Origin of the sequence: Panacibacter ginsenosidivorans, assembly GCF_007971225.1 — a bacterium.
Classification (GTDB): Bacteria; Bacteroidota; Bacteroidia; order Chitinophagales; family Chitinophagaceae; genus Panacibacter; species Panacibacter ginsenosidivorans.
The window spans coordinates 3,858,822-3,880,655 of record NZ_CP042435.1 but is presented as its reverse complement, the minus strand read 5'-3'; the positions used below and the strand labels follow the sequence as shown (position 1 = coordinate 3,880,655).

18 protein-coding genes are annotated in these 21,834 nt (G+C 38.5%); 10 read left to right on the top strand and 8 right to left on the bottom strand.

Annotated elements, in window-relative coordinates; genetic code table 11:
* The first annotated feature begins 179 nt into the window (after nt 1-179).
* Complete coding sequence (locus tag FRZ67_RS16300; protein WP_147191169.1) at nt 180-377, top strand: hypothetical protein; 198 nt, start codon at nt 180-182, stop codon at nt 375-377.
* Between the two features lie 57 nt (nt 378-434).
* Nucleotides 435-866: a hypothetical protein gene (locus tag FRZ67_RS16295; RefSeq protein ID WP_147191167.1), complete on the top strand. Its 432-nt coding sequence runs from the start codon at nt 435-437 to the stop codon at nt 864-866.
* A 113-nt stretch (nt 867-979) separates the two neighbouring features.
* On the opposite strand, the gene FRZ67_RS16290 is transcribed toward FRZ67_RS16295, so the two are convergent.
* The 3 genes from FRZ67_RS16290 to FRZ67_RS16280 form a co-directional block, all read right to left on the bottom strand.
* Entirely contained in the window at nt 980-1,798 is an 819-nt protein-coding gene (locus tag FRZ67_RS16290; protein WP_147191165.1) for an SDR family oxidoreductase, read from the bottom strand.
* Between the two features lie 30 nt (nt 1,799-1,828).
* Nucleotides 1,829-2,401, bottom strand: coding sequence for a guanylate kinase (gmk, locus tag FRZ67_RS16285; protein WP_147191163.1), 573 nt, complete (start codon nt 2,399-2,401; stop codon nt 1,829-1,831).
* Nucleotides 2,402-2,474: 73 nt separating this feature from the next.
* Nucleotides 2,475-3,236, bottom strand: a complete 762-nt coding sequence (locus FRZ67_RS16280; protein ID WP_147191161.1) for an HAD-IIB family hydrolase — start codon at nt 3,234-3,236, stop codon at nt 2,475-2,477.
* A gap of 506 nt (nt 3,237-3,742) precedes the next feature.
* Between FRZ67_RS16280 and FRZ67_RS16275 the strand changes: the two genes are divergently transcribed.
* From FRZ67_RS16275 to ispG, 8 genes are all read left to right on the top strand, one after another.
* The gene (locus tag FRZ67_RS16275; protein WP_147191159.1) at nt 3,743-4,669 is read left to right on the top strand and encodes a DUF58 domain-containing protein; all 927 of its coding nucleotides are present in this window, start codon (nt 3,743-3,745) and stop codon (nt 4,667-4,669) included.
* Between the two features lie 73 nt (nt 4,670-4,742).
* Nucleotides 4,743-5,666 carry a hypothetical protein gene (locus tag FRZ67_RS16270; protein WP_147191157.1) on the top strand — a complete coding sequence of 308 codons (924 nt, stop codon included), beginning with the start codon at nt 4,743-4,745 and terminating at the stop codon, nt 5,664-5,666.
* Nucleotides 5,656-6,666 carry a vWA domain-containing protein gene (locus FRZ67_RS16265; RefSeq protein WP_147191155.1) on the top strand — a complete coding sequence of 337 codons (1,011 nt, stop codon included), beginning with the start codon at nt 5,656-5,658 and terminating at the stop codon, nt 6,664-6,666. The genes FRZ67_RS16270 and FRZ67_RS16265 overlap by 11 nt, the downstream gene beginning before the upstream one ends.
* 317 nt (nt 6,667-6,983) lie before the next feature.
* Entirely contained in the window at nt 6,984-8,819 is a 1,836-nt protein-coding gene (locus FRZ67_RS16260) for an ABC transporter ATP-binding protein (protein WP_147191153.1), read from the top strand.
* Between the two features lie 199 nt (nt 8,820-9,018).
* Entirely contained in the window at nt 9,019-10,023 is a 1,005-nt protein-coding gene (locus FRZ67_RS16255; RefSeq protein ID WP_147191151.1) for a VWA domain-containing protein, read from the top strand.
* Nucleotides 10,023-10,760: a tetratricopeptide repeat protein gene (locus tag FRZ67_RS16250; RefSeq protein ID WP_147191150.1), complete on the top strand. Its 738-nt coding sequence runs from the start codon at nt 10,023-10,025 to the stop codon at nt 10,758-10,760. The genes FRZ67_RS16255 and FRZ67_RS16250 overlap by 1 nt, the downstream gene beginning before the upstream one ends.
* Nucleotides 10,761-10,781: 21 nt before the next feature.
* Entirely contained in the window at nt 10,782-11,570 is a 789-nt protein-coding gene (locus FRZ67_RS16245; protein WP_147191148.1) for a hypothetical protein, read from the top strand.
* 86 nt (nt 11,571-11,656) lie between these two features.
* Nucleotides 11,657-13,687, top strand: a complete 2,031-nt coding sequence (gene ispG, locus FRZ67_RS16240) for a (E)-4-hydroxy-3-methylbut-2-enyl-diphosphate synthase (RefSeq protein ID WP_147191146.1) — start codon at nt 11,657-11,659, stop codon at nt 13,685-13,687.
* 394 nt (nt 13,688-14,081) lie between these two features.
* Here the strand turns inward: ispG and FRZ67_RS16235 are convergent, their stop codons facing one another.
* The 5 genes from FRZ67_RS16235 to murA all read right to left on the bottom strand — a co-directional run bounded on the left by FRZ67_RS16235 (nt 14,082) and on the right by murA (nt 21,714).
* Nucleotides 14,082-14,549: a hypothetical protein gene (locus tag FRZ67_RS16235; RefSeq protein WP_147191144.1), complete on the bottom strand. Its 468-nt coding sequence runs from the start codon at nt 14,547-14,549 to the stop codon at nt 14,082-14,084.
* 286 nt (nt 14,550-14,835) lie between these two features.
* Nucleotides 14,836-16,233: a RagB/SusD family nutrient uptake outer membrane protein gene (locus tag FRZ67_RS16230; RefSeq protein ID WP_147191142.1), complete on the bottom strand. Its 1,398-nt coding sequence runs from the start codon at nt 16,231-16,233 to the stop codon at nt 14,836-14,838.
* Nucleotides 16,234-16,255: 22 nt separating this feature from the next.
* Complete coding sequence (locus FRZ67_RS16225; protein WP_147191140.1) at nt 16,256-19,309, bottom strand: SusC/RagA family TonB-linked outer membrane protein; 3,054 nt, start codon at nt 19,307-19,309, stop codon at nt 16,256-16,258.
* 599 nt (nt 19,310-19,908) lie between these two features.
* Nucleotides 19,909-20,277 (bottom strand): iron chaperone, encoded by a 369-nt coding sequence (locus tag FRZ67_RS16220; protein WP_147191138.1) that lies wholly within the window; start codon nt 20,275-20,277, stop codon nt 19,909-19,911.
* A 132-nt stretch (nt 20,278-20,409) separates the two neighbouring features.
* A complete protein-coding gene (gene murA, locus FRZ67_RS16215; protein ID WP_147191136.1) occupies nt 20,410-21,714 on the bottom strand; it encodes a UDP-N-acetylglucosamine 1-carboxyvinyltransferase in 1,305 nt (434 codons plus the stop codon).
* Nucleotides 21,715-21,834: the final 120 nt, after the last annotated feature.

Sequence of the window (21,834 nt, the reverse complement as noted above, 5' to 3'; positions counted from 1 at the left end):
TTGCGTCGCACACTTGTACTACAACAAGGCTATTTGGCAAAAAACCGGCCTCATATATTCAATTAGGGGGCTTTTTATGCAAAATGTAAATATTTATTTAATTCCTATTAATTTAGTAGGAGTTAAATAAAACCTCCTATCTTTACAGTCTAATTATTTTTTTTGAAAAACTTGTTATTATGATACTGGCCGTGCTAACCATATCTTTAGTCATTTCGGGAATTGTTATTTATTCTTCTATCAAAGGCGCAATCGCACTTGATGAAAATTTCAATCCTGTAAAAGAAAACATCGAAACGGAACATTTAGGAAAACCCAAAAGCCGCAGCAGAACAATGATCTTCCTGGATTTTTCCAGGTCAAGAAATATTGCCTGAATTATTTTTTTACAGACGAATAACCTTAGTTTGTAAGGAATTGCGGTACTTTGGGTTATGCATAAGTACCCGCAAAAACCTGAACTGGATATTATTCGCGAAATACTTACATCTGCCATCGAATACCGGCCTGATTCTGTTTTTCTAAAAAGCCTGCTCCAGCAATATCTTGAACGTGGTAGTTTAAGCAAAAAGCAATTACAGGGATTACATGATAAAGCATCCAAAATTAATGAAATACCAACCGGTAAACTTGCAACACTTGAAGCTAAGATCATAAAGATGCCGGACAGGTTTAAATCTGAAATTCCTGAAACAAAACCATTATATACAAAAGATGAATCTGCAGGCGATCTTATAAAAACAATACTTACAAAATATCCTCAACATAAAAGAGTACTCTTCTTAAAATCTAAATTCGATAACAACGAAGTGCTTACTGCAACAGAAATTGCTGAACTAAAGAAATTTAGCAAGTTGCTTGTATAGTGAAATCCAAACGTTAAAAGTAAATGTTGTGCATTTGTTCAACAAATTACAGAACGTACAAGTGAGTGACACAACGAAGTTTAATAGCAGCAATAAGCTTGTCAACTAAAAAATTAAATAAAAAGATCCTGGTATAATTTTCCTCCGGGCTTTACAGCATATTTATCAAGATCCGTAACACCTTCTTTTGCCAGCACTTCTTCATCAATAAAAGTATTGCCGGTGTACTGCAAATTTGTTTTGCTGAGAATAGCATAAGCAGCATCTGCAAGTATTGCCGGCGTTCTGCTCATGTTTGCCAACATTTCTCCGCCGAGTAAATTACGCACTGCAGCAGTATCAATTGTAGTGCGCGGCCACAAAGCGTTTGAAGCAATATTGTATTGTTTTAATTCTGCAGCCCATGCAAGCGCCATCATGCTCATGTTGTATTTGCTCATGGTATAAGCCACATGCGGACCCAGCCATTTTGCATCAATATTTATGGGCGGAGAAAGTGTAAGTATATGCGCATTCGTTCCTTTCTTTAAAAGCGGAATACAATGTTTGGTAACAAGAAAAGTACCACGCACATTAATGCTGTGCATCAGGTCAAAACGTTTTGCTTCTGTTTGTTCTGTATTGGTTAATTGTATGGCAGAAGCGTTGTTGATAAGCACATCAATACCACCAAATGTTTCAACTGTTTTTTGAACTGCAGCAATAATATTTTCTTCATTACGAATATCAACCTGCACCGCCAAAGCTTTGCCGCCAGTGACTTTCACTTCCTCTGCGGCGCTAAATATAGTGCCACCAAGTTTTGGATTTTCTTCTGTGCTTTTTGCGGCTATAACAATATTTGCTCCTTCGGCAGCAAAGCGCAATGCCATTGCTTTGCCAATACCGCGACTTGCACCTGTTATAAAAATTGTTCTGTTGTTGAATGACATGGAAAATTGCTTGGAAATATTATAATAAGATCAATCTAAAAATTCATTGATTGCCTGTTCCGTTTCTTCACATGCTTTTTCAAGCACATCATTCACCACAATTTTATTGAACTGGTTCCGGAAAGAAATTTCATAACTGGCTTTTCCTAATCTTATAGCAATGCTTTCGGGTGTTTCTGTGGCACGTGTTCTCAATCTTCTTTCCAGTTCTTCCAAAGAAGGTGGTTCTATAAAAATAGAAAGTACTTTTCCTTTGTATTGTTGCTGCACATGAATGGCCCCTTGTACATCAATATCCAGTACAGGAGTTTTGCCTGCTTCCCATATTCTTAATATTTCACTTTTGAGGGTTCCATAATACCGTCCTTCATACACCATCTCCCATTCTATAAAAGCATCATCTTTTATCTTTTGCTGAAACTCTTCTACGCTCATAAAATAGTAGTGTTGCCCATGCACTTCATTAGCTCTTGGCTCTCTTGTGGCAGCAGAAACAGAAAAAGTAAGCTTTGAATACTTTTTAAGCAGGTATTGCGTAATGGAACTTTTACCTGCGCCTGATGGTGCAGTAATAATGATCAGCTTATGATTATTAGTTGCCATGCGCAAAAGTAAATGCAAAAGCAGTTGCAGAAAAATAAAGGAATTGTTTCCAAAACACTACTACATTTTCTAATCAATTTTCCTGGAAAGGCTTAAATGATGCTACACATAAAGCGGGCTCTGCAGACACTCTGAACTCTTCAAAAAATTGCATTGCTTCAAAAATGCCGCCTGCACCGGCGGCTTCAGCGTGATATACTTTTTCTAAATCATAAGTAGCTTTTATCAATGCTTCTTCTGAGCCACCAACAGCAACACTTTTAAAGCCACATTTATACATATCAAGATCATTCATTGTGTCGCCTGCTACCAAAACATCTTCTGCAGGTATTTGCAAATGGTTGATAAGACTGGTAAGTGTGCTTCCCTTATTTACTCCTTTGGGTAATATATCCAAAAATTTTCCGGCAGAATAAATTGCATCGCAATTGAGTTGCGCCGCCAGTGTTTTAGCATTTTCAAGAAACGCTTCATCTTTTAAAAAGAATGAACATCTTCTTTGCTGTGGCACCTGCTGGTATTGCAACCATTCAATATTTTTAAAATGCTGAAGAATATTAAAAGTGCCCGGCCAGTATGTTTTTATAGTTTCCTGTAATGGTTGCACTGGCTGCAATGTTTTACCATTGACAACGGTAGCGCCTACATCACAAATAATATAGTTAGGCCTTGGGATAAGATCATCATTAAAAAGTGTTACCACATTCTCAAGCCCCCTGCCGGTAACAAATACAAGCAGTAACGATGGATCATTTTTCAACAGGTTGTATAATTTTCTGCGATGATGCAGCTCTCCTCCCAGGAATGTTCCGTCAATATCTGTAGCCAATAACATCTTTAAATATTTAGGTTAACAAAATAAGGTGTTTAAAAAAGCGTAAAACTAATTTTAATTACCTGCACTTATTTGTTAACCGAAACTCTTTCCCATCCGCCAATTTCATAAAATGGCTGTAAACCTTGCTGTGTTTGAAACAGCGCGAATGTTAAATGATTTTAAAATTAATCCTGAACCAGGCTGCATTGCTGCTATTATACAACGGTTGCGTCGCACTCTTGTACTGTATTTCATAATTCAGGCAATTTTATATATTGTATAAAAACTATCTTCTATTTATCAGGCATATTTTTATGCAGCAATGCATTCCTGTAACCGAATGCCTAAATTGTGTCACGATTTTTGCAATACGGGTAAGTGAAAAAATTTGTTCGGTTTCAATATATACTTTTGCAGTATCCTTTGATGAGTAAGGCGCTAAACGTTGAAGAGTGCGACGCAACTAAGTTTTATAGTAGTAATGAAGCCGGGCTCATAAAATAAATAAATGATCATACTGCTATATGGCGTTGTTCAAAAAAAATAAAAAAGCAGATACTGAAGAAAAGAATACTTCACCTGGTGAAGCAGTTTCTTCATTACTAAAAAGAGTTAGGGAACTGGAAATAAAAAGTAAGCGGTTAACCAATCATTTATTTACCGGGGAATACCACACCGCATTTAAAGGCCGTGGTATGGCATTTAAAGAAGTGCGGGAATACCAGCCCGGAGATGATATAAGATTTATTGAATGGAACGTTTCTGCACGCATGGGGCATACCTACAGTAAATTATTTGAAGAAGAAAGGGAATTAAGTGTGCACCTTTTGGTAGATGTTAGCGCCAGCAGTTTGTTTGGCACTTTCAAACAAACCAAACGTGATCTTATCACAGAAATATGCGCTGTGCTTGCCTTCTCCGCAATCAGCAACAATGATAAAGCAGGCCTTATTCTCTTTAGTGATAAAGTAGAAAAATATATTCCTGCAAGAAAAGGAAAAGATCATGTGTTGTACATGATAAGAGAATTACTCAATCATGAGCCTCACTCGGCACAAACAGATATTCAAAAAGCATTGCAGTTCCTTAACAGGACAACCAAACACAAAAGCATAGTTTTTATTCTCAGCGATTTTGCAGATGCAGGTTATCATGATGCATTGCGTGTGGCAGCCAAACGCCATGATGTGATTGGCGTGCAGGCCTACGACCCCAGAGATGAAAAACTACCCAACGTTGGATTATTGCAGGTACACGATGCTGAAACAGGTAACACTGTTTGGCTTGATACCGGTGATGCCTATATTCGCCAACGATACCATAACCAGTTCCTGAAAATTATGGAGGATGCAAAACTTACTTTCCGTAATGCCGGTGCAGATCTTATGCAGGTGGCAACAGGAGAAGACTACGTAAAGAAGCTGCAGGAATTTTTTAAAAGAAGAGCATAATTAAACGATAGAATATCTTACAGTGAAAATATCCGGAGAGGGGAATAGAAATAATAGCAGAAAAAAATTGTGCATGTTGTTTACATGCGCTTTGCTTTTTTATGCAGGCATGGCTCAAAAAGTATCCGTGACTGCCGATCGTAATAAAATATTGCTGGGTGAGCAGATCATAATGCAGTTAAAAGCAGAAGATATTAATCCACGTACTTCTGTCCTGCAAAACTGGTTTATCTTGTCTGATTCCACAGATCATATTAAGATCGTAAAGAAAGAACCAATTGATACTATTGAAATAAACGGTTATACAACTTACTTACAAAAGATTACTATAACATCTTTTGATTCCGGCAGATGGCAGATCACTCCTTCGCCAATCATTTTACAGGATAATGCTACAGGTAAAAAAACATTACTCAAAACAGGTTCTGTTGTAGTAGATGTATTACCTGTAGATGTTTCCGGATTACAGGATTACCATGCATTAAAGGATATTCTTGATGTGGAAGCCAAGCCAGATTACACATTGTATATTCTTATTGCAGGCTCAGTAATTGTATTAGTAATTGCAGTATTGCTCTTAAGAAAAATGTTTGCAAAAAAGAACCTTGCACCGCCAAAACCTGTTTATAAAGGCACAGCGCTTGAATATGCATTGCAACAAATAAAAGAATTGCAGCAACAAAATTTAATTGCCGGCAATCAGGTGAAATTATTTTATACAAAACTCAACAATATATGCAGGGAATATTTCAGTACACAGCTTACAGTTAATGCATCCCAAACCACCAGCGATGAATTAATGCTTACGCTGATCGTGTACCTGCAGGATGAAAAAAAGAGAACTGCATTTTTTCAACTAATGCGTTTAACAGATGCGGTAAAATTTGCAAAATATATCCCCGATGCAACGCAACATGAAGAAGCAATACAAACTGCTGTTGCATCTTTACAGCATATTGATCAACAAATAAAACAAACAAAGCAGCATGATAACTGATTGGCTGCAACATATTGAATTTGCCTATCCATGGGTGCTGGGTTTGTTGATCCTGCTGCCTGTAATGATCTTTGAATACATCCGCGGCAACAGAAGGCGACAGGCTTCTATGCTTGTTACCACCACTCATTTCATCCAGGGTGCAAGAGATCTGAAAACAGCAACATTGCATTTACCTTTTATGCTAAGATGCCTTGCTGTTGCGGCACTTGTAGTTGCGATGGCATTGCCACGGTTAAAATATACAGAGCAGTTAACAGAAGGTGAGGGTATAGACATTGTGCTTTGCTTTGATATCAGTGGCAGTATGCTGGCAAAAGATTTTCAGCCCAACAGGCTGGAAGCGGCTAAAACAGTGGCACAGCGGTTTGTACAACAAAGACCGGGCGACAGAATTGGTATTGTTATTTTCAGCAGTGCGAGTTTTACTTTGTGTCCTATAACGCCTGATCATAATGCGGTGCTGGCGCAGATCAACAATATAGAAAGCGGTTACCTGCAGGAAGAAGGAACTGCAATAGGTTCAGGACTTGCTGCGAGTGTAGACAGGTTGCGCAAAAGCAAATCAAAAAGCAAAGTGGTTATTTTGTTAACCGATGGCGTAGATGTTGGTGGCAGTGTTCCACCCGATCTTGCCAAGCAAATGGCAAAGCAATACAATGTAAAGGTTTATACTATTGGCATTGGCAGCGATAAAGAAATTAATGAAGAAACCGATTCGCCTGTTCTGGGACACGTTACACAAACAAGAAAACTGGAGTTCAATGAAGACCTGCTGAAAGATATTGCGCAAACAACCGGCGGCCAGTATTTCCAGGCCACAGACAATGAAGCATTGCAAAAAATTTATGCAAGCATTAATCAACTGGAGAAATCAAAAATACAGGTGACCACCTACGATCATTATACTAATAAATTTCTCCCATTCTTAATAGCAGGCATTATTTTATTACTGCTCGAAATGATACTGCGCTATACCTTTTTTAAAAAATTCCCTTAGTATTTTTTTGAGCCCGGCTTTGAATAGGCATAAGGCTTACGTTGCGTCGCACACTTTTACGTTCTTATCATTTATCGTCATTGCGAAGCTTTACTCAAAGCTATGTGAAAGGCAAAGCTGTGGCAATCTTCCGTTAGTTACTAATATTTAAAAGATTGCCACATCCCGATGGCTACAAACAAGAACATTCATCGGGATTTGCAATGACGATAGAATTGTTACAGTACAAGAGTGCGACGCAAGAAAAGTTAAATGGATAAACGGCAGACCGGCTAATAAATTCTTTATGGATTATCTCTTTAACTTTGGCCTCCATTATGAGTGAGACACCCAAAAAAAAGGTTTTTGATTTTTCTTTACTGCGCCGGATATTTCATTACGTAAAGCCATACCGCTTTCATTTTATTTCTAGTGTGGTACTGGCTATATTACTGGCATTAATTACACCTGTACGTCCGCATTTTATTCAGCTTACCATTGAAAAAGCAACAGGTAAAGCAACCGAAACGCCAATTATTTTAAAATGGCTTTTCTTCAACACGGATCTTAATGATGCCACAAAATTTATAATTGCAGTGACTGTTTTCCAGGTTGCCTTTCTTTTTATAGAAACTGCACTACGCTTTTTATTTTCTTTTCTTACTTCATGGCTGGGACAAAGCGTGGTAAAAGATATGCGGGTAAGTGTGTTCAGAAAAATACTGGGTTTAAATCTCAGGCAGTTTGATAATACACCAATTGGAACACTTACTACAAGAACCATCAATGATATTGAAAGCATCAACGATATTTTTTCTGATGGGCTGATACAGATCATTGCCGATATGTTGTCAATTGTTGCAGTATTGGCCTGGATGTTTTATGTTGACTGGAGGCTTACACTGATCTCTCTAATACCATTTCCCATACTTATTGTAGCTACTTATTATTTTAAAGAAAGTGTGAACCGGAGTTTTATTAAAGTGCGTAACGCTGTTGCAGCATTGAATGCTTTTGTACAGGAGCATATCACCGGAATGCAGGTGGTGCAGGCCTTTGCAGCTGAAGACCGTGAGTTTAACAAGTTTAATAACATCAATAAAAAATACCGCAATGCAAATATCAAATCCATTTTTGCATACTCTGTTTTCTTTCCTATTGTAGAAATAGTGCTTGCTGTAGCAACTGGTCTTGTAGTGTGGTGGCTTGCCAGCATAGCTGTTAAAAACCCGGCTATCAATGAAGACCTTGGCGGTAAACTTGTTTCGTTTACCATGTACCTGAACCTGATCTTTCGCCCGTTACGTGTTATTGCCGATAAATTCAATACCATTCAAATGGGCATGATAGCTGCCGAAAGAATTTTTAAAGTGCAGGATAATCCTGATTTTACAAAAAATACAGGTAGCTATAATCCTGCAGTCTTAAAAGGCGCCATTAGTTTTGATAAAGTTTGGTTCGCATACACTGATGAACATTATGTGTTAAAAGATATCAGCTTCGAAGTAAAGGAAGGCGAAACCATTGCATTGGTTGGCCATACGGGAAGTGGCAAAACATCTATCATCAGTGTATTGAACAGGTTATACGAAATTCAAAAAGGCTCTATCAATCTTGATAGCGTCAACATCAGTGAGTATAATATAGACAGACTGCGTGCCAGCATTGGTGTGGTGCTGCAGGATGTATTTCTTTTTTCCGGCTCAGTAATGGACAATATCACCTTGCGTAACCCCGACATAACAAAAGAGCAGGTAATAGAAGCTGCAAAAATGATCGGCGTGCATGATTTCATTATGCGTTTGCCTGGTGGTTATAGCTACAACGTTATGGAAAGAGGCAGCACGCTTAGCCTGGGGCAAAGGCAGCTCATTTCTTTTATCAGGGCTTTGTTGTACAATCCATCGGTGCTTATTCTTGATGAAGCGACTTCTTCCATTGATACCGAAAGCGAACAGCTCATTCAAACCGCGATTGACAAACTGATCTCGGGCCGCACTTCTATTGTCATTGCTCACCGCCTATCTACCATAAGAAAAGCATCAAAAATAATTGTACTTGATAAAGGCGAAATAAAAGAAGTAGGCACGCACGAAGAATTATTGGAAAAAGAAGGTTACTATTCAAAATTGCACAGCATGCAGTTTGAAAATAAAAAAGGCATTACTGTGTAGTTAATTTTATAGAAGGTGAAGGATTTTTGGTACCCGGCTTTTTGAATAAACATCAGGCTTCCGTTGCGTCGCACTCTTGTACTTTTATTTCTACAATGGGCATAGAATAGGCTTATGATTTTTTATTTATACGTTTTGTTATAAAATTAAATTCCTGCTCTACATTTGGCTTGATGCTTGTAGCTTGCAGCCAATACTTATGATCTCTTTCCAAAACATCGAATTCCTTTCCGGGCTGCTTTTGTTAATACCACTGGTGGTGATCTTTATATTGGTCCTGCGCTGGAAACGTAAAACAACAAAAGCGCTTGGTGATGAAACACTTGTCTCAAAACTTACCGCTGGTTATTCGGCAAAACTCTATAAAGTAAAATTTGTAGCTGTGCTGGTAGCATTGGCGCTTTGTATTGTGGCTGCCACCAATGTACGCACTCCTTTAAACAGCGGGAAAGAGCAAACTGCAGGGATCGATATTATGGTAGCACTCGATGTAAGTAAAAGCATGTTGAGCAATGATATTAAACCCTCCCGCTTAGAGCGTGCCAGGCAACTGGTAAGTATGCTTATTGACCAATCTGATAATAACCGTGTAGGGCTTGTGCTTTTTGCCGGCAAAGCTTACCTGCAAATGCCTTTAACAGCAGATCTTGCAGAAGCTAAATTATTTTTGTCGAATGCATCTGTAGACGCAGTACCTGTACAAGGCACTAACATAAGTGAAGCATTGCAACTCTGTAACAATGCACTGGATACAAAAGAAAAAAAACATAAAGCAGTTGTGCTTATTTCAGATGGCGAAGATCATGATGCAGGTGCAGAAAAAACGGCTGTAACACTTGCTGATAATGGCGCCATTGTATATACGGTAGGCATTGGTACTGCAGAAGGTTCTACCATTACAGAACCTGGTACAGGCACCCTTAAAACAGACCGTAATGGAAAAACAGTTATCAGTAAATTGAATGAAGAAGAACTAAAGCAAATTGCCGGCGCTACAGGTGGCAATTATTTTCATATGGAAGATGTAACAAAAACAGTTACAGAAGTTAGTTCAGCATTAAATGGTATTGAAAAGAAACTGGTAGAAAGCGGTGGTGAAAGATCCTATCTTTCTATATCTCCATTTATAATTGCAATAGCTTTGCTGTTGCTGGTCGTTGAGATTTTTATTCCGGAAAGAAAAAAGACAAAATCATTTGTATAGTGGCATTTAAAAAAAATCATATTGAAAAAGTATATTCCCTGCGTTTGTTGCACAAAGCTTCGAACGATGAAGTGAGTGACACAACAGGCGATGCATTTGATTACAGCAGCTTGCTATTAAAAAAATATTTTACTGCTTTATTGTTTATGGTGTTATGTAATTTTCAAATTGTTGCTGCACAAAAAACAAACCTTATAATAAAATCTGGCAATGAAGCTTATAAGAAAGGTGATTACAAAAGCGCAGAAAAATTATACAAAGAAGCATTGACAGAAGATAAAAATAATCTGGCTGCCAAGTTCAATTTGGGAAATGCATTGCTTAAGCAACATAATATCGCAGAAGCCGTTCAATATTTTACACAGGTTTCAGAAGCTGCCAGCGACGATGCATTTAAATCAAAAGCATTTTATAATAAAGGCTTAACAATGGTAAAAGCGCAGCAACTGCCTGAGGCGATAGATGCTTTTAAACAATCTTTATTGTTGGCACCTGACGATAATGACACCAGGGAAAACCTGCAGAAAGCCATTGAAGAATTAAAGAAGCAGCAGCATAGCCAACCGCCGCCCCAACAAAATCAGCAGAAAAAACCTGACCCCAAAAAGCAGCAGAACAAAATACCCAATAAAGATGTTATGGAGCAGAAATTTGATGAACTGAGTGATAAAGAAAAACAATTACAAAAATTGCTGCAGAAAAAAAGCACTACTGATCAACCCGAAAAAGACTGGTAATTTTAAACTTAATATATAAAAATGAAAAAACTGATCATTGCATGTTTTGTGTTCCTGGGTTTTGCACTTGCTTCCTGTCTTGACACAGAAGAAACAATAACTGTAAAAGAAGACAATAGTGGCACCTACCAGCTTACTATGGCAATTGGTAATTCTCCAATGTTGCAGGGAGCCTTGCAGCAAAGCGGCCAGACACTTGAAAAAAAAGATACGGTTATTTATTTTAAAGGTTTTACTGATACTGCCACAACACTTAGCGCCGAAGAGAAATCAATTCTTGAAAATGGCAAGTTGCATCTTGCAATGAATGGTGATATTAAAGCAGCATTTGAATTGCCTTTTAAAAACATGGACCAACTGCTCTACATCAAACAACATATGTTTGAAATGATCAGTAAAATAAGACCACAAAATTCTGATGACAGCAGTGCTGCAAGTATGTTTTCTGGAATGGATATGATGGGAGGCGGCGGTGCACAGGGAATGGAGGGTGCCGGAAAATTATTAAACCCGACTCGGGATGCATTTGATTTTGCCATCAGCCATAACATGATCAGCAATAAAATAAAAGATAAAGCAAGCCTCACTGAAGCCTTTGGTTCAGACAGTATGCAGATGATCAAACAAATGCTCCCTATGATCGGCGACTTAAATTATACAACAACTTTTGTATTACCATCGCCTGTTAAGCATTATAGTGGTGGTGCCGACAGTAAACTTTCTGATGATAAAAAGACCATTACTTTCATAAACAGTTTATCCGGATTACTGGATAAACCTGAATCTTTGGAATATACCGTGGAATATTAAACTTCCGCTAATCATAAATATAAAAGGGATGCTGTAAAACCGCATCCCTTTTTGTTTGTTACTTTTGCAGCGCAAACAGAATGAATATGCAGTTGTATTGTAATTCGCTAACACAGATAAGCAGGCTAAAAACAAGGGAAGTAAAGATCGGCGATCTGCTGGTCGGCAATTTCCATCCTATACGTTTACAAACGATGACGACAACAGATACCATGGATACGATTGGTACGGTGGAACAAAGCATCCGTTGTATTGAGGCTGGTGCAGAACTGGTACGCATTACAGCACCCAGTAAAAAAGAAGCAGAGAATTTATTGAATATAAAAAATGAATTACGCAAACGTGGTTATAACACACCACTTGTTGCTGATATTCATTTTACACCAAACGCCGCAGAAATTGCTGCACGCATTGTGGAGAAAGTAAGGGTTAACCCAGGCAATTATGTTGACAAGAAAAAATTTGAGCAGATAGAATATACGGATGCAGAATATGCAGAAGAAATAGACAGAATAAGAGAACGTTTTACACCACTTGTAACTATCTGCAAAGAATATGGAACTGCCATGCGCATTGGCACCAATCACGGGTCTTTAAGCGACAGGATCATGAGCCGTTATGGAGATACAGCGAACGGCATGGTAGAGAGTGCCATGGAATTCTTACGTATTGCACGTGCAGAGGCTTACCACAATATTGTGCTTAGTATGAAATCCAGCAATCCGCAGGTGATGGTGCAAGCCTACCGCTTACTGGTGCAACAGATGGATGCAGAATTTGGCGAATGTTACCCTTTGCATCTTGGCGTTACAGAAGCCGGTGACGGGGAAGATGGCCGTGTAAAAAGCGCAGCAGGTATTGGAACATTATTGGAAGATGGTATTGGTGATACTGTTCGAGTGTCGCTTACAGAAGATCCTGAATTTGAAATTCCTGTTTGTAAAGATTTAGTAAAACGTTACCAGGTAAATAGTCAACAATCAACAGCTATAAGCATTCCTGTAACCGACAAAATGCCTTACTCAGCTTTTGAATATAAAAGAAGAGAAACTTTTGCTGTAGACAATATTGGAGCTCATCATGTGCCGGTTGTAATTGCAGACCTAAGTAAAATAGAAAATATAACACCACAACATTTAGAAAGTGTAGGCTACAAATATGATGAAGCAACAGACAAATGGAACATCAGCGATGCAGCGGCAGATTATATTTTTACCGGCCATAATTTGCTGGATTTTGAATTGCCCGGCACGCTTAAAGTGATTGTATATCCTGCTGCTTATAACCTTGCCACAGATAAAACAACATACTTTCCCATATTTGATGGTGGCGGATTTTTACATGGCAAATGGAAAAGTGATCGCCTGAATTTTGTGATGCTTGATTGCTTTAATGATGAAACGCCTTTGAATGATTTTACTTATTTAACAGAGCTCGCAAACAATCCTTCTGTAGTGCTGTGTTTAAGTAGTACCAATGCACATGCCATGCCTGCCGTTCGAAGAATGTTTATTGAACTGATGAATCGTGAAATAAAAAATCCTGTTGTAATTATTTGTGACAGCAACTGGCAAACTGCTGATGAACATTTGATACACTACGCCACAGAATGTGGTGCTTTGTTATTGGATGGTCTTGGTGATGGTGTTTGTTTGGGCATGAACCAACATGCATATCAAACTTTTACTGATGAAAATAATTCTTTAACGGGCCGTCGCTACTCCTCACCCACCGGGGGAGGCAGGGAGGGGGCTGAACAATTCATCAACAACACTGCATTCAGTATTTTGCAGGCCACACGTACGCGCATTTCCAAAACAGAATATATCTCCTGCCCATCCTGCGGCCGCACGTTATTTGATCTGCAGGAGACCACTTCACTCATCCGTTCACGCACCAATCATTTAAAGGGTGTTAAGATCGCCATTATGGGCTGCATTGTAAATGGCCCCGGCGAAATGGCGGATGCAGATTTTGGTTATGTGGGCAGCGGCGTTGGCAAGATCACTTTATACCGCGGTAAAGAAATTGTAAAGCGCAATGTTGACAGCGCTATTGCCGTAGATGAACTTATTAATTTGCTGAAAGAAAATGAAGCGTGGATAGAGCCTGCTTAATTTTTTTATGAGCCGGGCATTTGTATTTCAATTAAACTTTTGTTGCGTCGCACTCTTGTACGTTTTGTTTGTATGGCATCATATTTCAAACAGGAATTAATTCATCGCCCCAATCCCTGATGGCATACGACTATTCCTACAACATCACCATTTTGAATATACCTGTCAACAACAATTTTATGTCTTGGATAAACTGCCATTATTTGTTCCATTGTTGCACCGGATGATTCCCCTATAACAACTGTTTTCATGAGATTTATAAGTATGTGTTGTTTGAGCGCTTAGTTCTTTTCTCTATCGGTCAGCCTAAGGACACCAACCGATAGAAAAACGAACAAACCAAGCTATAAGATTATTTGCATTATAGCCATTAACTTTTAAAATAATCGAAGTGTTATTGATCTTTACAAAGGTTTTCGTACTTGTATTTATTATTTAAAACTTGTCTCTGCATTAAATTTTGTAAGGTATCTGTCATATGTGTCGAACACATATAGACTAATACTTTTTTTGATTTTAGTTGCTGTCCATTGATTTTGATAATTATACCTGTTCCGTCATAGAAATTTGGATTTTGATAACTATCTTTTAAAGTGTCATACGAAATTGATTTTAAAAAATTATAAATACTGTCACTTTCTGCTTGTGTCAACAATCTTTTATAAACATCTTTTGTATGTCTATCACTTCTTTTTTCAGTTCCGTTTACAATAATAGAGTTTTGTGTCAAATTGTATTTTGTCGGATAAGCCCAAGGTGATGAATACTCAATTGAAATGGAAAATGATTTCCTACTATTTGTTTTGCAGCTAAATGTCAGAAAAGATATTGCCAATAAAAAGAGATTTATTAATAGTCTCATAGTTTAGGAAGTCACTCTAAAATGATGCATAACGTTTGTATTGCCCCAATAAATCTATAAAAAATTACTGGGTGTCAATAATGTTTTATAGTAACCATAAAGTTTTCAACTTACATTTTTAAATTATATAAATGTTTAAAAAAGTGTATCCTATTTTGCTTCCTATTTATTCCGAATGTACAAGTGAGTGACACAACAGGCGATGCCATAAAAAACCACAGCGGGTACACAAATAAAAAAAGCCGGCAGCATAGCTACCGGCTTTATATATGGCACATGAGATATCTTAATAACCTTCGTTCTGCACAAGGTTTTTATTTACATCAACCTCTCTTTGCGGTATAGGTAATACCAGTTTGGGATCGTTGTAAGGAAGACCATCTATATCGAGCTGTAAACGTTTAAGTGTCCAAACCCTGTCTCCTTCAAAACCAAGTTCGCGGAAACGTTCATCAACAAAATCATCAGCACTTACTGCATCAAGGTCCGATGCAAAAGAACGTTCTCTTACAATATTAATATCATCCAAAGGATTAACGCCGCCAACAGGTGCGCCGCCTTTTCTTTTGTTTGCTTCACCTCTTGTCAGATACATTTCCGCAAGTCTTACAACAGGAATGGTTCTGTATATTTCTTTGAATTTTCCTGTATAAATACCACCACCACTTATACCATCGCCGGGATAATTAAATTCAGATGCAGTGCCTCCGGCACCCACTGTTGCTCTTGCATCCTGCTCTTCAAAATAGGAGAAATAGTTATTGTTTATAATCACATCGCCGCGTCCAACCGGATAGGCTGAATAAAAAGTTGGCAAGCCATTATTGGTAGTGCCCGCATTGCTTTGTGAAGATTGCAGTATACCAAAAATATCTTCGGGAGAATAACCGGAACTGATATTGAAACATTTGCTGTAATCGCTCAGCAATGTAAAACCACCATTGGTAATAACATCATCAGCCATTTCTGCTGCAGACTGGTAATCGGCCATCTGCATATAAACCCTTGAAAGAAAAGCTTCAGCTGAATATTTTGTAGCACGGCCTGCATCTGCACTGGTGGGCAATGCATCAGCTGCTGCTTTTAAGTCATCCAATACCTGCTGGTAAACTTCTTCTGTTGTGGCCCTGGAAGGTTTAACAGTGGAATCATAAGCATACGTTGGCTGCAGAATAAGTGGTACACCTGAATTAGCAGCGGTTGTATTACCTGCTGAATAGGGCTGCGCATAAAAGTTTATGAGTTCAAAATAAACAATGCCTCTTATAAATCTTGCCTCCGCCTGGATTGCAGGGCGGATGTCTTCATCAACAATACTTATTTTATCCAGAACAGTATTCATGCTATTGATAGTAGCATATGCATTGATCCAGATGCCGGAAGCAATAGAATTGTCATCGATCTGTGTCTTCGATTGTATCTCTCCGTAATTGGTAAAGGTGCCTATAAAATCTTCCTGGTCCTGTGATGCAAGAAGATCAGCAATTAAAAGATAACGTTCCCCAAAAGCGTTCGGGTTTTGCAATTGGCCATAACCGCCTAACATTAGTGCTACCACATCTGCGGAGGTCGTTATTTGCTCTGGTGTTACATTGTTTTGTGGCAATACATCAAGCTTTTTATTACATGCAAACAGGAGTGTTGCTGTAACAAGCGATAAGGAAATATATTTTAGCTTTTTCATTTGTTCATGTTTTAATTAAAGATCAGAATCTGACATTAACACCAACTGTTATAGTTTTTGGTTGGGGTATGGTATAGAAATCCTGTCCGCCGCCAATATTGCCGAGTGTTTGCGTATTTACTTCGGGATCGCCTGCATAGTTGGTGGATGTCCATAAATTAAGTCCTGCAACATATATTCTTGCAGAAGTGATCTTTAATGTGTTAATAACAGATTTAGGCAACGTATAGCCAAGTGATACAGTTCTTAATCTAATATAAGAACCATCGTATAGCCATTGTGAAGAATTGCGGTTACCTGAACCATAGAAGTAGCCAATTCTTGGAATATTGGTGATATCGCCAGGTTTCTTCCATGCATTTAAGATATCCGTTGTTTGATTATCGAAACCATTATAAAAACCATCTGACATATAAATGGCTCCTGCATTATATATGTTATTGCCACTTACAAAATTGAACAGCGCATTCAGATCGAATCCTTTGTAAGAAAATGTATTACTGAAACCACCGGTCCAATCGGGATTTGCCTTACCTACAACCATTCTTTCTGCTGCTGAATAATCACTCGTTGGTTTGCCATCAGCATCTGCATAAAGTGCATCACCGGTTTCAGGATCAACGCCTACGAATTTTTGCATAAAAAATACACCAATAGGCTGGCCTTCAACAGCTCTTTGCAAACCACCACCGCCTTGTATAATTTGTCCTTTGATATTCTTAACGGTATTCTTATTATACGCTGCGTTAATGCTGGATGTCCATTTAAATGCACCGTCAAAAATTCTTCCGGTCAATGAAAATTCCCAGCCTTTATTATCCATGTTACCAAGATTCTGTAAAATGGTGGTGTAACCTGTTGTAGCGGGTACATTAACAGCTAATAAAAGATCGCTGGTTTTTTTACTATAATAATCAACTTCTCCTGATATGCGGTTCTTTAAAAGAGCGAATTCAAGGCCCACATCTGCCTGTGCTGTTTTCTCCCATTTAAGATCAGGATTTGCTAACTGCAAGGGCACATAACCTGGAAAGCCCGGGTAGTTTGAGATGCCATATAATGCAAGAAAATTACTTTCCCCTATTTCTGCGTTACCTGTTAAACCGTAGCTACCTCTTAATTTAAGAAAGCTAATAGCTGCAATATTCTCCATAAATTTCTCTTCAGAAATTACCCAGCCTACAGAAGCGGCAGGAAACCAGCCATACCTGTTATTGGCACCAAAACGTGATGACGCGTCAGTTCTTACACTTCCGCTAAACAGGTATTTGTCTTTAAAGGAATATGTGCCACGCAAAAAATAAGACAGGAATGTAAAACGGCTTGCTGTGGATGTACCAAAAGTAATATTGGTAGCAGCAGAGAGATTCTTTATAGCATCTGAAGGATAATCTTCACCATTTACAAAAGCCTGCTTTACATTTCCCTCGAGATAACTCATACCCAGTACTGCATTTATCTTATTATTATCTCCTGTCTTTGGAGTAAATGTAAAATAGTTGTTGGTGTTAATGTTTACATTCTGTGTATTGATATATCCGCCTCTTCCTATACCTGCACCATCCTGCGTTTCTTTACCATTAAAAGATTCCTGCACCAGGTTTAATATATCTGTTCCAAACTCTGAACGAAAAGATAAAGAAGGTATAATATTGTAGTTGGCAAAAACATTTCCAAGCGTTCTAAATGTTACCTGGTTATCACTGTTGAATTGTGCATCGAATAATCCATTTGCATATAATGTGTGACCATTAAGCTTACCAGTATTGGGATCATAAACAGGAGAGATTGGCAGTTGTGCAACCAATTGACCTGGTGTAGAAAATGCATTATCATTACTTACCCTTTTTAATTCAGAACGGCTTATGGCCAAATTCATGCCGAGCGTAAGTTTGGATGTTGCATTATGCTCAAGGTTAAACCTGCCACCATAACGGCTGAATTTATTATTGATCACAATAGCTTCCTGGTCATTATAAAAACCGGAAACAAAAAATCTTGTTTTGTCCGAGCCCCCGGAAGCTGAAAGATCAACTTGCCTTGAAGGAGCATTTTTGTTGTATAACAAACTTTGCCAGTCTGTGTTTACTGCACCGTTACGATAATCAAGTCCTAATGCATAATCATCTAACGAAATACCATAAGTGGGATAATAAACGTCGCGGTAATCTGCAATGGCATCATCAAGATTATCATAACCGGATAAACCATTTGTGAAATCGTATGTGGCATCGCTGATTATAGCCTGGTCAAAAAGACTTACATATTGTTTGGCATCAAGAAAACTTCTTTTCCTGGTGGGGTTGCTCCAGCTATGTGTAACATTGAGTTCAATATTTGTTTTCTGGCTGTTCCTGCCCTTTTTAGTAGTGATCAAAACAACACCATTTGCAGCACGTGCCCCATAGATAGCTGCTGCAGATGCATCTTTCAAAACTTCAACAGATTCAATATCGTTGGGGTTAATGTCTGCCAATGGATTGGTCGCTTCATTATTGGGATCAGATTGAGAAGTAGACGTAACAGGCAATCCATCCACCACATAAAGCGGCTGGCTGCTGGCACTTATAGAAGATGTACCGCGTATGCGTATCTTAATACCCTGCCCCACTTTACCACTTCCTGATTCCACTACAACACCCGGCGCTTTGCCTTGTAATGCAGATTCAAAACTTGGAGCAGGAAAATTAGAAACATCCTTACCGGCAATTTTGGAAATAGAACCAGATACATTTTTCTTTGTAGCAGTACCATAACCCACTACCACTACTTCATTCAGGCTCTTTTCTGATGCAGACATTACTACTGCCATTTTATCTGATACAGGCACTTCAAGATCGCCATACCCAACGTATGAAAACTCAAGTGCAGTAGTTGAAGATGAAACATTAATCGTAAATGTTCCATCCACCTGTGTTGTTACAACCTGCGATTGTCCTTTTGCTTTTACTGTAACACCCGCTAAAGGTGCGCCATCTTTAAGGTCTGTAACTTTTCCGCTCACAGTACGGGTTTGCTGGCCAAACCCTGCAATACTCATAAGCAGGCCAAGCAACAATAAAATTCTCATTCTCATAAAAAAGTTTTTTTGTGAAACAATAAAAATTGCATCAACCTTACTTAACTGCTGTCAACAGTTACATTTATATAAACACACTTGTAAAGCCAGCCACATGCTTCACAGTATGTTTTATTTTTAAATGAGTAATGTGCATTTTAAGATTTAAGTATGCATCATAATTTCAGTCAACATCGCTTACTTTTTTGCAGCATTGTCAGTTAAGGACAAACCAATACCATTAGCATTACCAACATTGGCAATAACCTGTGTGCATTATATTTTTTTTGATTAACCGCTCAGGTGGAACCTGCGATTTTAATTAACAACAGCTTTTTCATGGTTAAGCACTTCTTATCACGTGATATTTTTCGAAGACTACAATTTTGTACAAACTGCTGTTTTATTCAACCCCATTATATGACCATTCATGTATTTTTTACAAATTCATTACAATCACATGCAGCATTTATAACGTAAAGCAACACGCATACGTTGGGTAACGTTTCTATTTATGCAATAACTATTTTTTATGAACCCAGCTTTTTGCTGCATTGAGCAGCATCGTTGCGTCGCACTCTTGTACTGAAGAATATAAAAGCGAAAGGGGTTGGCAGTTATTTCTTTTTTGTCTTTGCAGTTTCTAAGTTCTTTGCGATTCTGAATTTAATTATGTTATTGATAAGTGTCATTGGTAGTGGTTTATCAAGTGGAAACTGAACAGAGCCTTTTGCATTCTTATAAACAGAGAGTTCTTTTTTAAAAGCTGCTATTCCTGAAGGTGTCGGATAGAATCCAATATGCTTTTCATAGCCTGCATAAAATACCAACATTCCATTTAACTTGAATGCAGGCATTCCATAGCTGATCACTTCTTCGGCTGTTGGTGAAAGTTTTTTAACGGCGTTACGGATTTGCGCTAATTTCTTTTGTGTTTCTACCGGGAAACCTTTTATATATTCATCAACGCTTGCAGGCTTTAGCATGATCGTATTGTTTAGTACAATTTATAAAAATCAATTTAGTATTATTATAAAAATGTTCATGATTTATGCTTCAGTACAAGAGTGCGACGCAACAAAAGCTTCGTGCATATTCAACAGCTTAGTACAAAAAATTTATACACGCTTTATATCTGCACCAAGCTTTCGCAAACGTTCATCAATATATTGATAACCGCGGTCTATCTGTTCAATGTTCTGAATAGTGCTTTTACCTTCTGCACTTAATGCGGCAATGAGCAATGCCTGGCCTGCACGTATATCGGGACTGCTCATGGTGATGCCACGCAATTGATTTTTTCTTGCAAGCCCTATAACCGTGGCGCGGTGCGGATCGCAGAGGATAATCTGAGCGCCCATGTCAATAAGTTTATCTGTAAAGAATAAACGGCTCTCAAACATTTTCTGGTGAATAAGCACACTTCCAACCGCTTGTGTGGCCACTACCAAAACAATACTTAACAAATCTGGTGTAAAGCCCGGCCAGGGATGATCAGACACCGTTAAGATACCGCCATCAAGGTAAGTACTGATCTCATAACTTTCCTGTGCAGGAATATAAATATCATCACCACGAAATTCCATTTGTATACCAAGTTGCTGAAATTTTTCCGGAATAATACCGAGATGCTCTATGCCTGCATTTTTTATGGTGATCTCACTTTGCGTCATGGCGGCAAGGCCTATAAAACTGCCTATCTCGATCATATCCGGTAACATGCGGTGTTCTGTGCCGCCAAGATAATCTACGCCTTCGATCGTTAACAAATTACTGCCCACACCGCTGATCTTTGCACCCATACGATTGAGCATTTTACAAAGCTGCTGCAGATAAGGTTCGCAGGCTGCATTATAAATAGTGGTGGTGCCTTTTGCCATAACCGCAGCCATTACAATATTGGCAGTGCCGGTAACAGAAGGTTCATCCAGCAACATATAAGTACCCTGCAGGTTGGGGGCTACCAGTTGAAAATAATTATGCTCTTCATTGTATTCGAAGCGAGCCCCGAGCTTTTCAAAACCAATGATATGTGTATCTAATCTTCTTCTGCCAATCTTGTCACCACCGGGTTTTGGTATGTACGCTTTTTTAAAACGGGAAAGCATGGGACCTGCGATCATTACAGATCCGCGTAGCCTGCCACTCTTTTTTCTAAAAGCTTCTGAACCAAGAAAATCAACATCCACATTGTCTGCCTGGAAGATGCAGGTATGTCTTGTTGGGCGTTCCGTTTTTACGCCAAGTTCAATCAGCAGTTCAATGAGAAGGTTTACATCTACTATATCGGGGATATTGCTGATGGTAACTTTTTCCGGCGTAAGCAGTACTGCTGAAATGATTTGCAATGCTTCGTTCTTGGCGCCTTGCGGTATAATCTCACCACGCAGTTTTTTGCCTCCTCTTACTTCAAATGATGCCATGTATATAAATTATTGGTTGGTTATTATTTCTGGTTCACCAAACGAATGTATAAAAGGCCGGGTGTTTTTGCTCAGGTTACCGCATTTTAATTTTAGTGATCATTTTTTTTCTTAATAGTA

What these genes read in the sequence shown, in the direction of transcription:
- FRZ67_RS16300 (WP_147191169.1), top strand. Translation starts at nt 180, where the DNA reads ATGATACTGGCCGTGCTAACCATATCTTTAGTCATTTCGGGAATTGTT.
- FRZ67_RS16295 (WP_147191167.1), top strand. Translation starts at nt 435, where the DNA reads ATGCATAAGTACCCGCAAAAACCTGAACTGGATATTATTCGCGAAATA.
- FRZ67_RS16290 (WP_147191165.1), bottom strand. Translation starts at nt 1,798, where the DNA reads ATGTCATTCAACAACAGAACAATTTTTATAACAGGTGCAAGTCGCGGT.
- gmk (WP_147191163.1), bottom strand. Translation starts at nt 2,401, where the DNA reads ATGGCAACTAATAATCATAAGCTGATCATTATTACTGCACCATCAGGC.
- FRZ67_RS16280 (WP_147191161.1), bottom strand. Translation starts at nt 3,236, where the DNA reads ATGTTATTGGCTACAGATATTGACGGAACATTCCTGGGAGGAGAGCTG.
- FRZ67_RS16275 (WP_147191159.1), top strand. Translation starts at nt 3,743, where the DNA reads ATGGCGTTGTTCAAAAAAAATAAAAAAGCAGATACTGAAGAAAAGAAT.
- FRZ67_RS16270 (WP_147191157.1), top strand. Translation starts at nt 4,743, where the DNA reads ATGTTGTTTACATGCGCTTTGCTTTTTTATGCAGGCATGGCTCAAAAA.
- FRZ67_RS16265 (WP_147191155.1), top strand. Translation starts at nt 5,656, where the DNA reads ATGATAACTGATTGGCTGCAACATATTGAATTTGCCTATCCATGGGTG.
- FRZ67_RS16260 (WP_147191153.1), top strand. Translation starts at nt 6,984, where the DNA reads ATGAGTGAGACACCCAAAAAAAAGGTTTTTGATTTTTCTTTACTGCGC.
- FRZ67_RS16255 (WP_147191151.1), top strand. Translation starts at nt 9,019, where the DNA reads ATGATCTCTTTCCAAAACATCGAATTCCTTTCCGGGCTGCTTTTGTTA.
- FRZ67_RS16245 (WP_147191148.1), top strand. Translation starts at nt 10,782, where the DNA reads ATGAAAAAACTGATCATTGCATGTTTTGTGTTCCTGGGTTTTGCACTT.
- ispG (WP_147191146.1), top strand. Translation starts at nt 11,657, where the DNA reads ATGCAGTTGTATTGTAATTCGCTAACACAGATAAGCAGGCTAAAAACA.
- FRZ67_RS16235 (WP_147191144.1), bottom strand. Translation starts at nt 14,549, where the DNA reads ATGAGACTATTAATAAATCTCTTTTTATTGGCAATATCTTTTCTGACA.
- FRZ67_RS16230 (WP_147191142.1), bottom strand. Translation starts at nt 16,233, where the DNA reads ATGAAAAAGCTAAAATATATTTCCTTATCGCTTGTTACAGCAACACTC.
- FRZ67_RS16225 (WP_147191140.1), bottom strand. Translation starts at nt 19,309, where the DNA reads ATGAGAATGAGAATTTTATTGTTGCTTGGCCTGCTTATGAGTATTGCA.
- FRZ67_RS16220 (WP_147191138.1), bottom strand. Translation starts at nt 20,277, where the DNA reads ATGCTAAAGCCTGCAAGCGTTGATGAATATATAAAAGGTTTCCCGGTA.
- murA (WP_147191136.1), bottom strand. Translation starts at nt 21,714, where the DNA reads ATGGCATCATTTGAAGTAAGAGGAGGCAAAAAACTGCGTGGTGAGATT.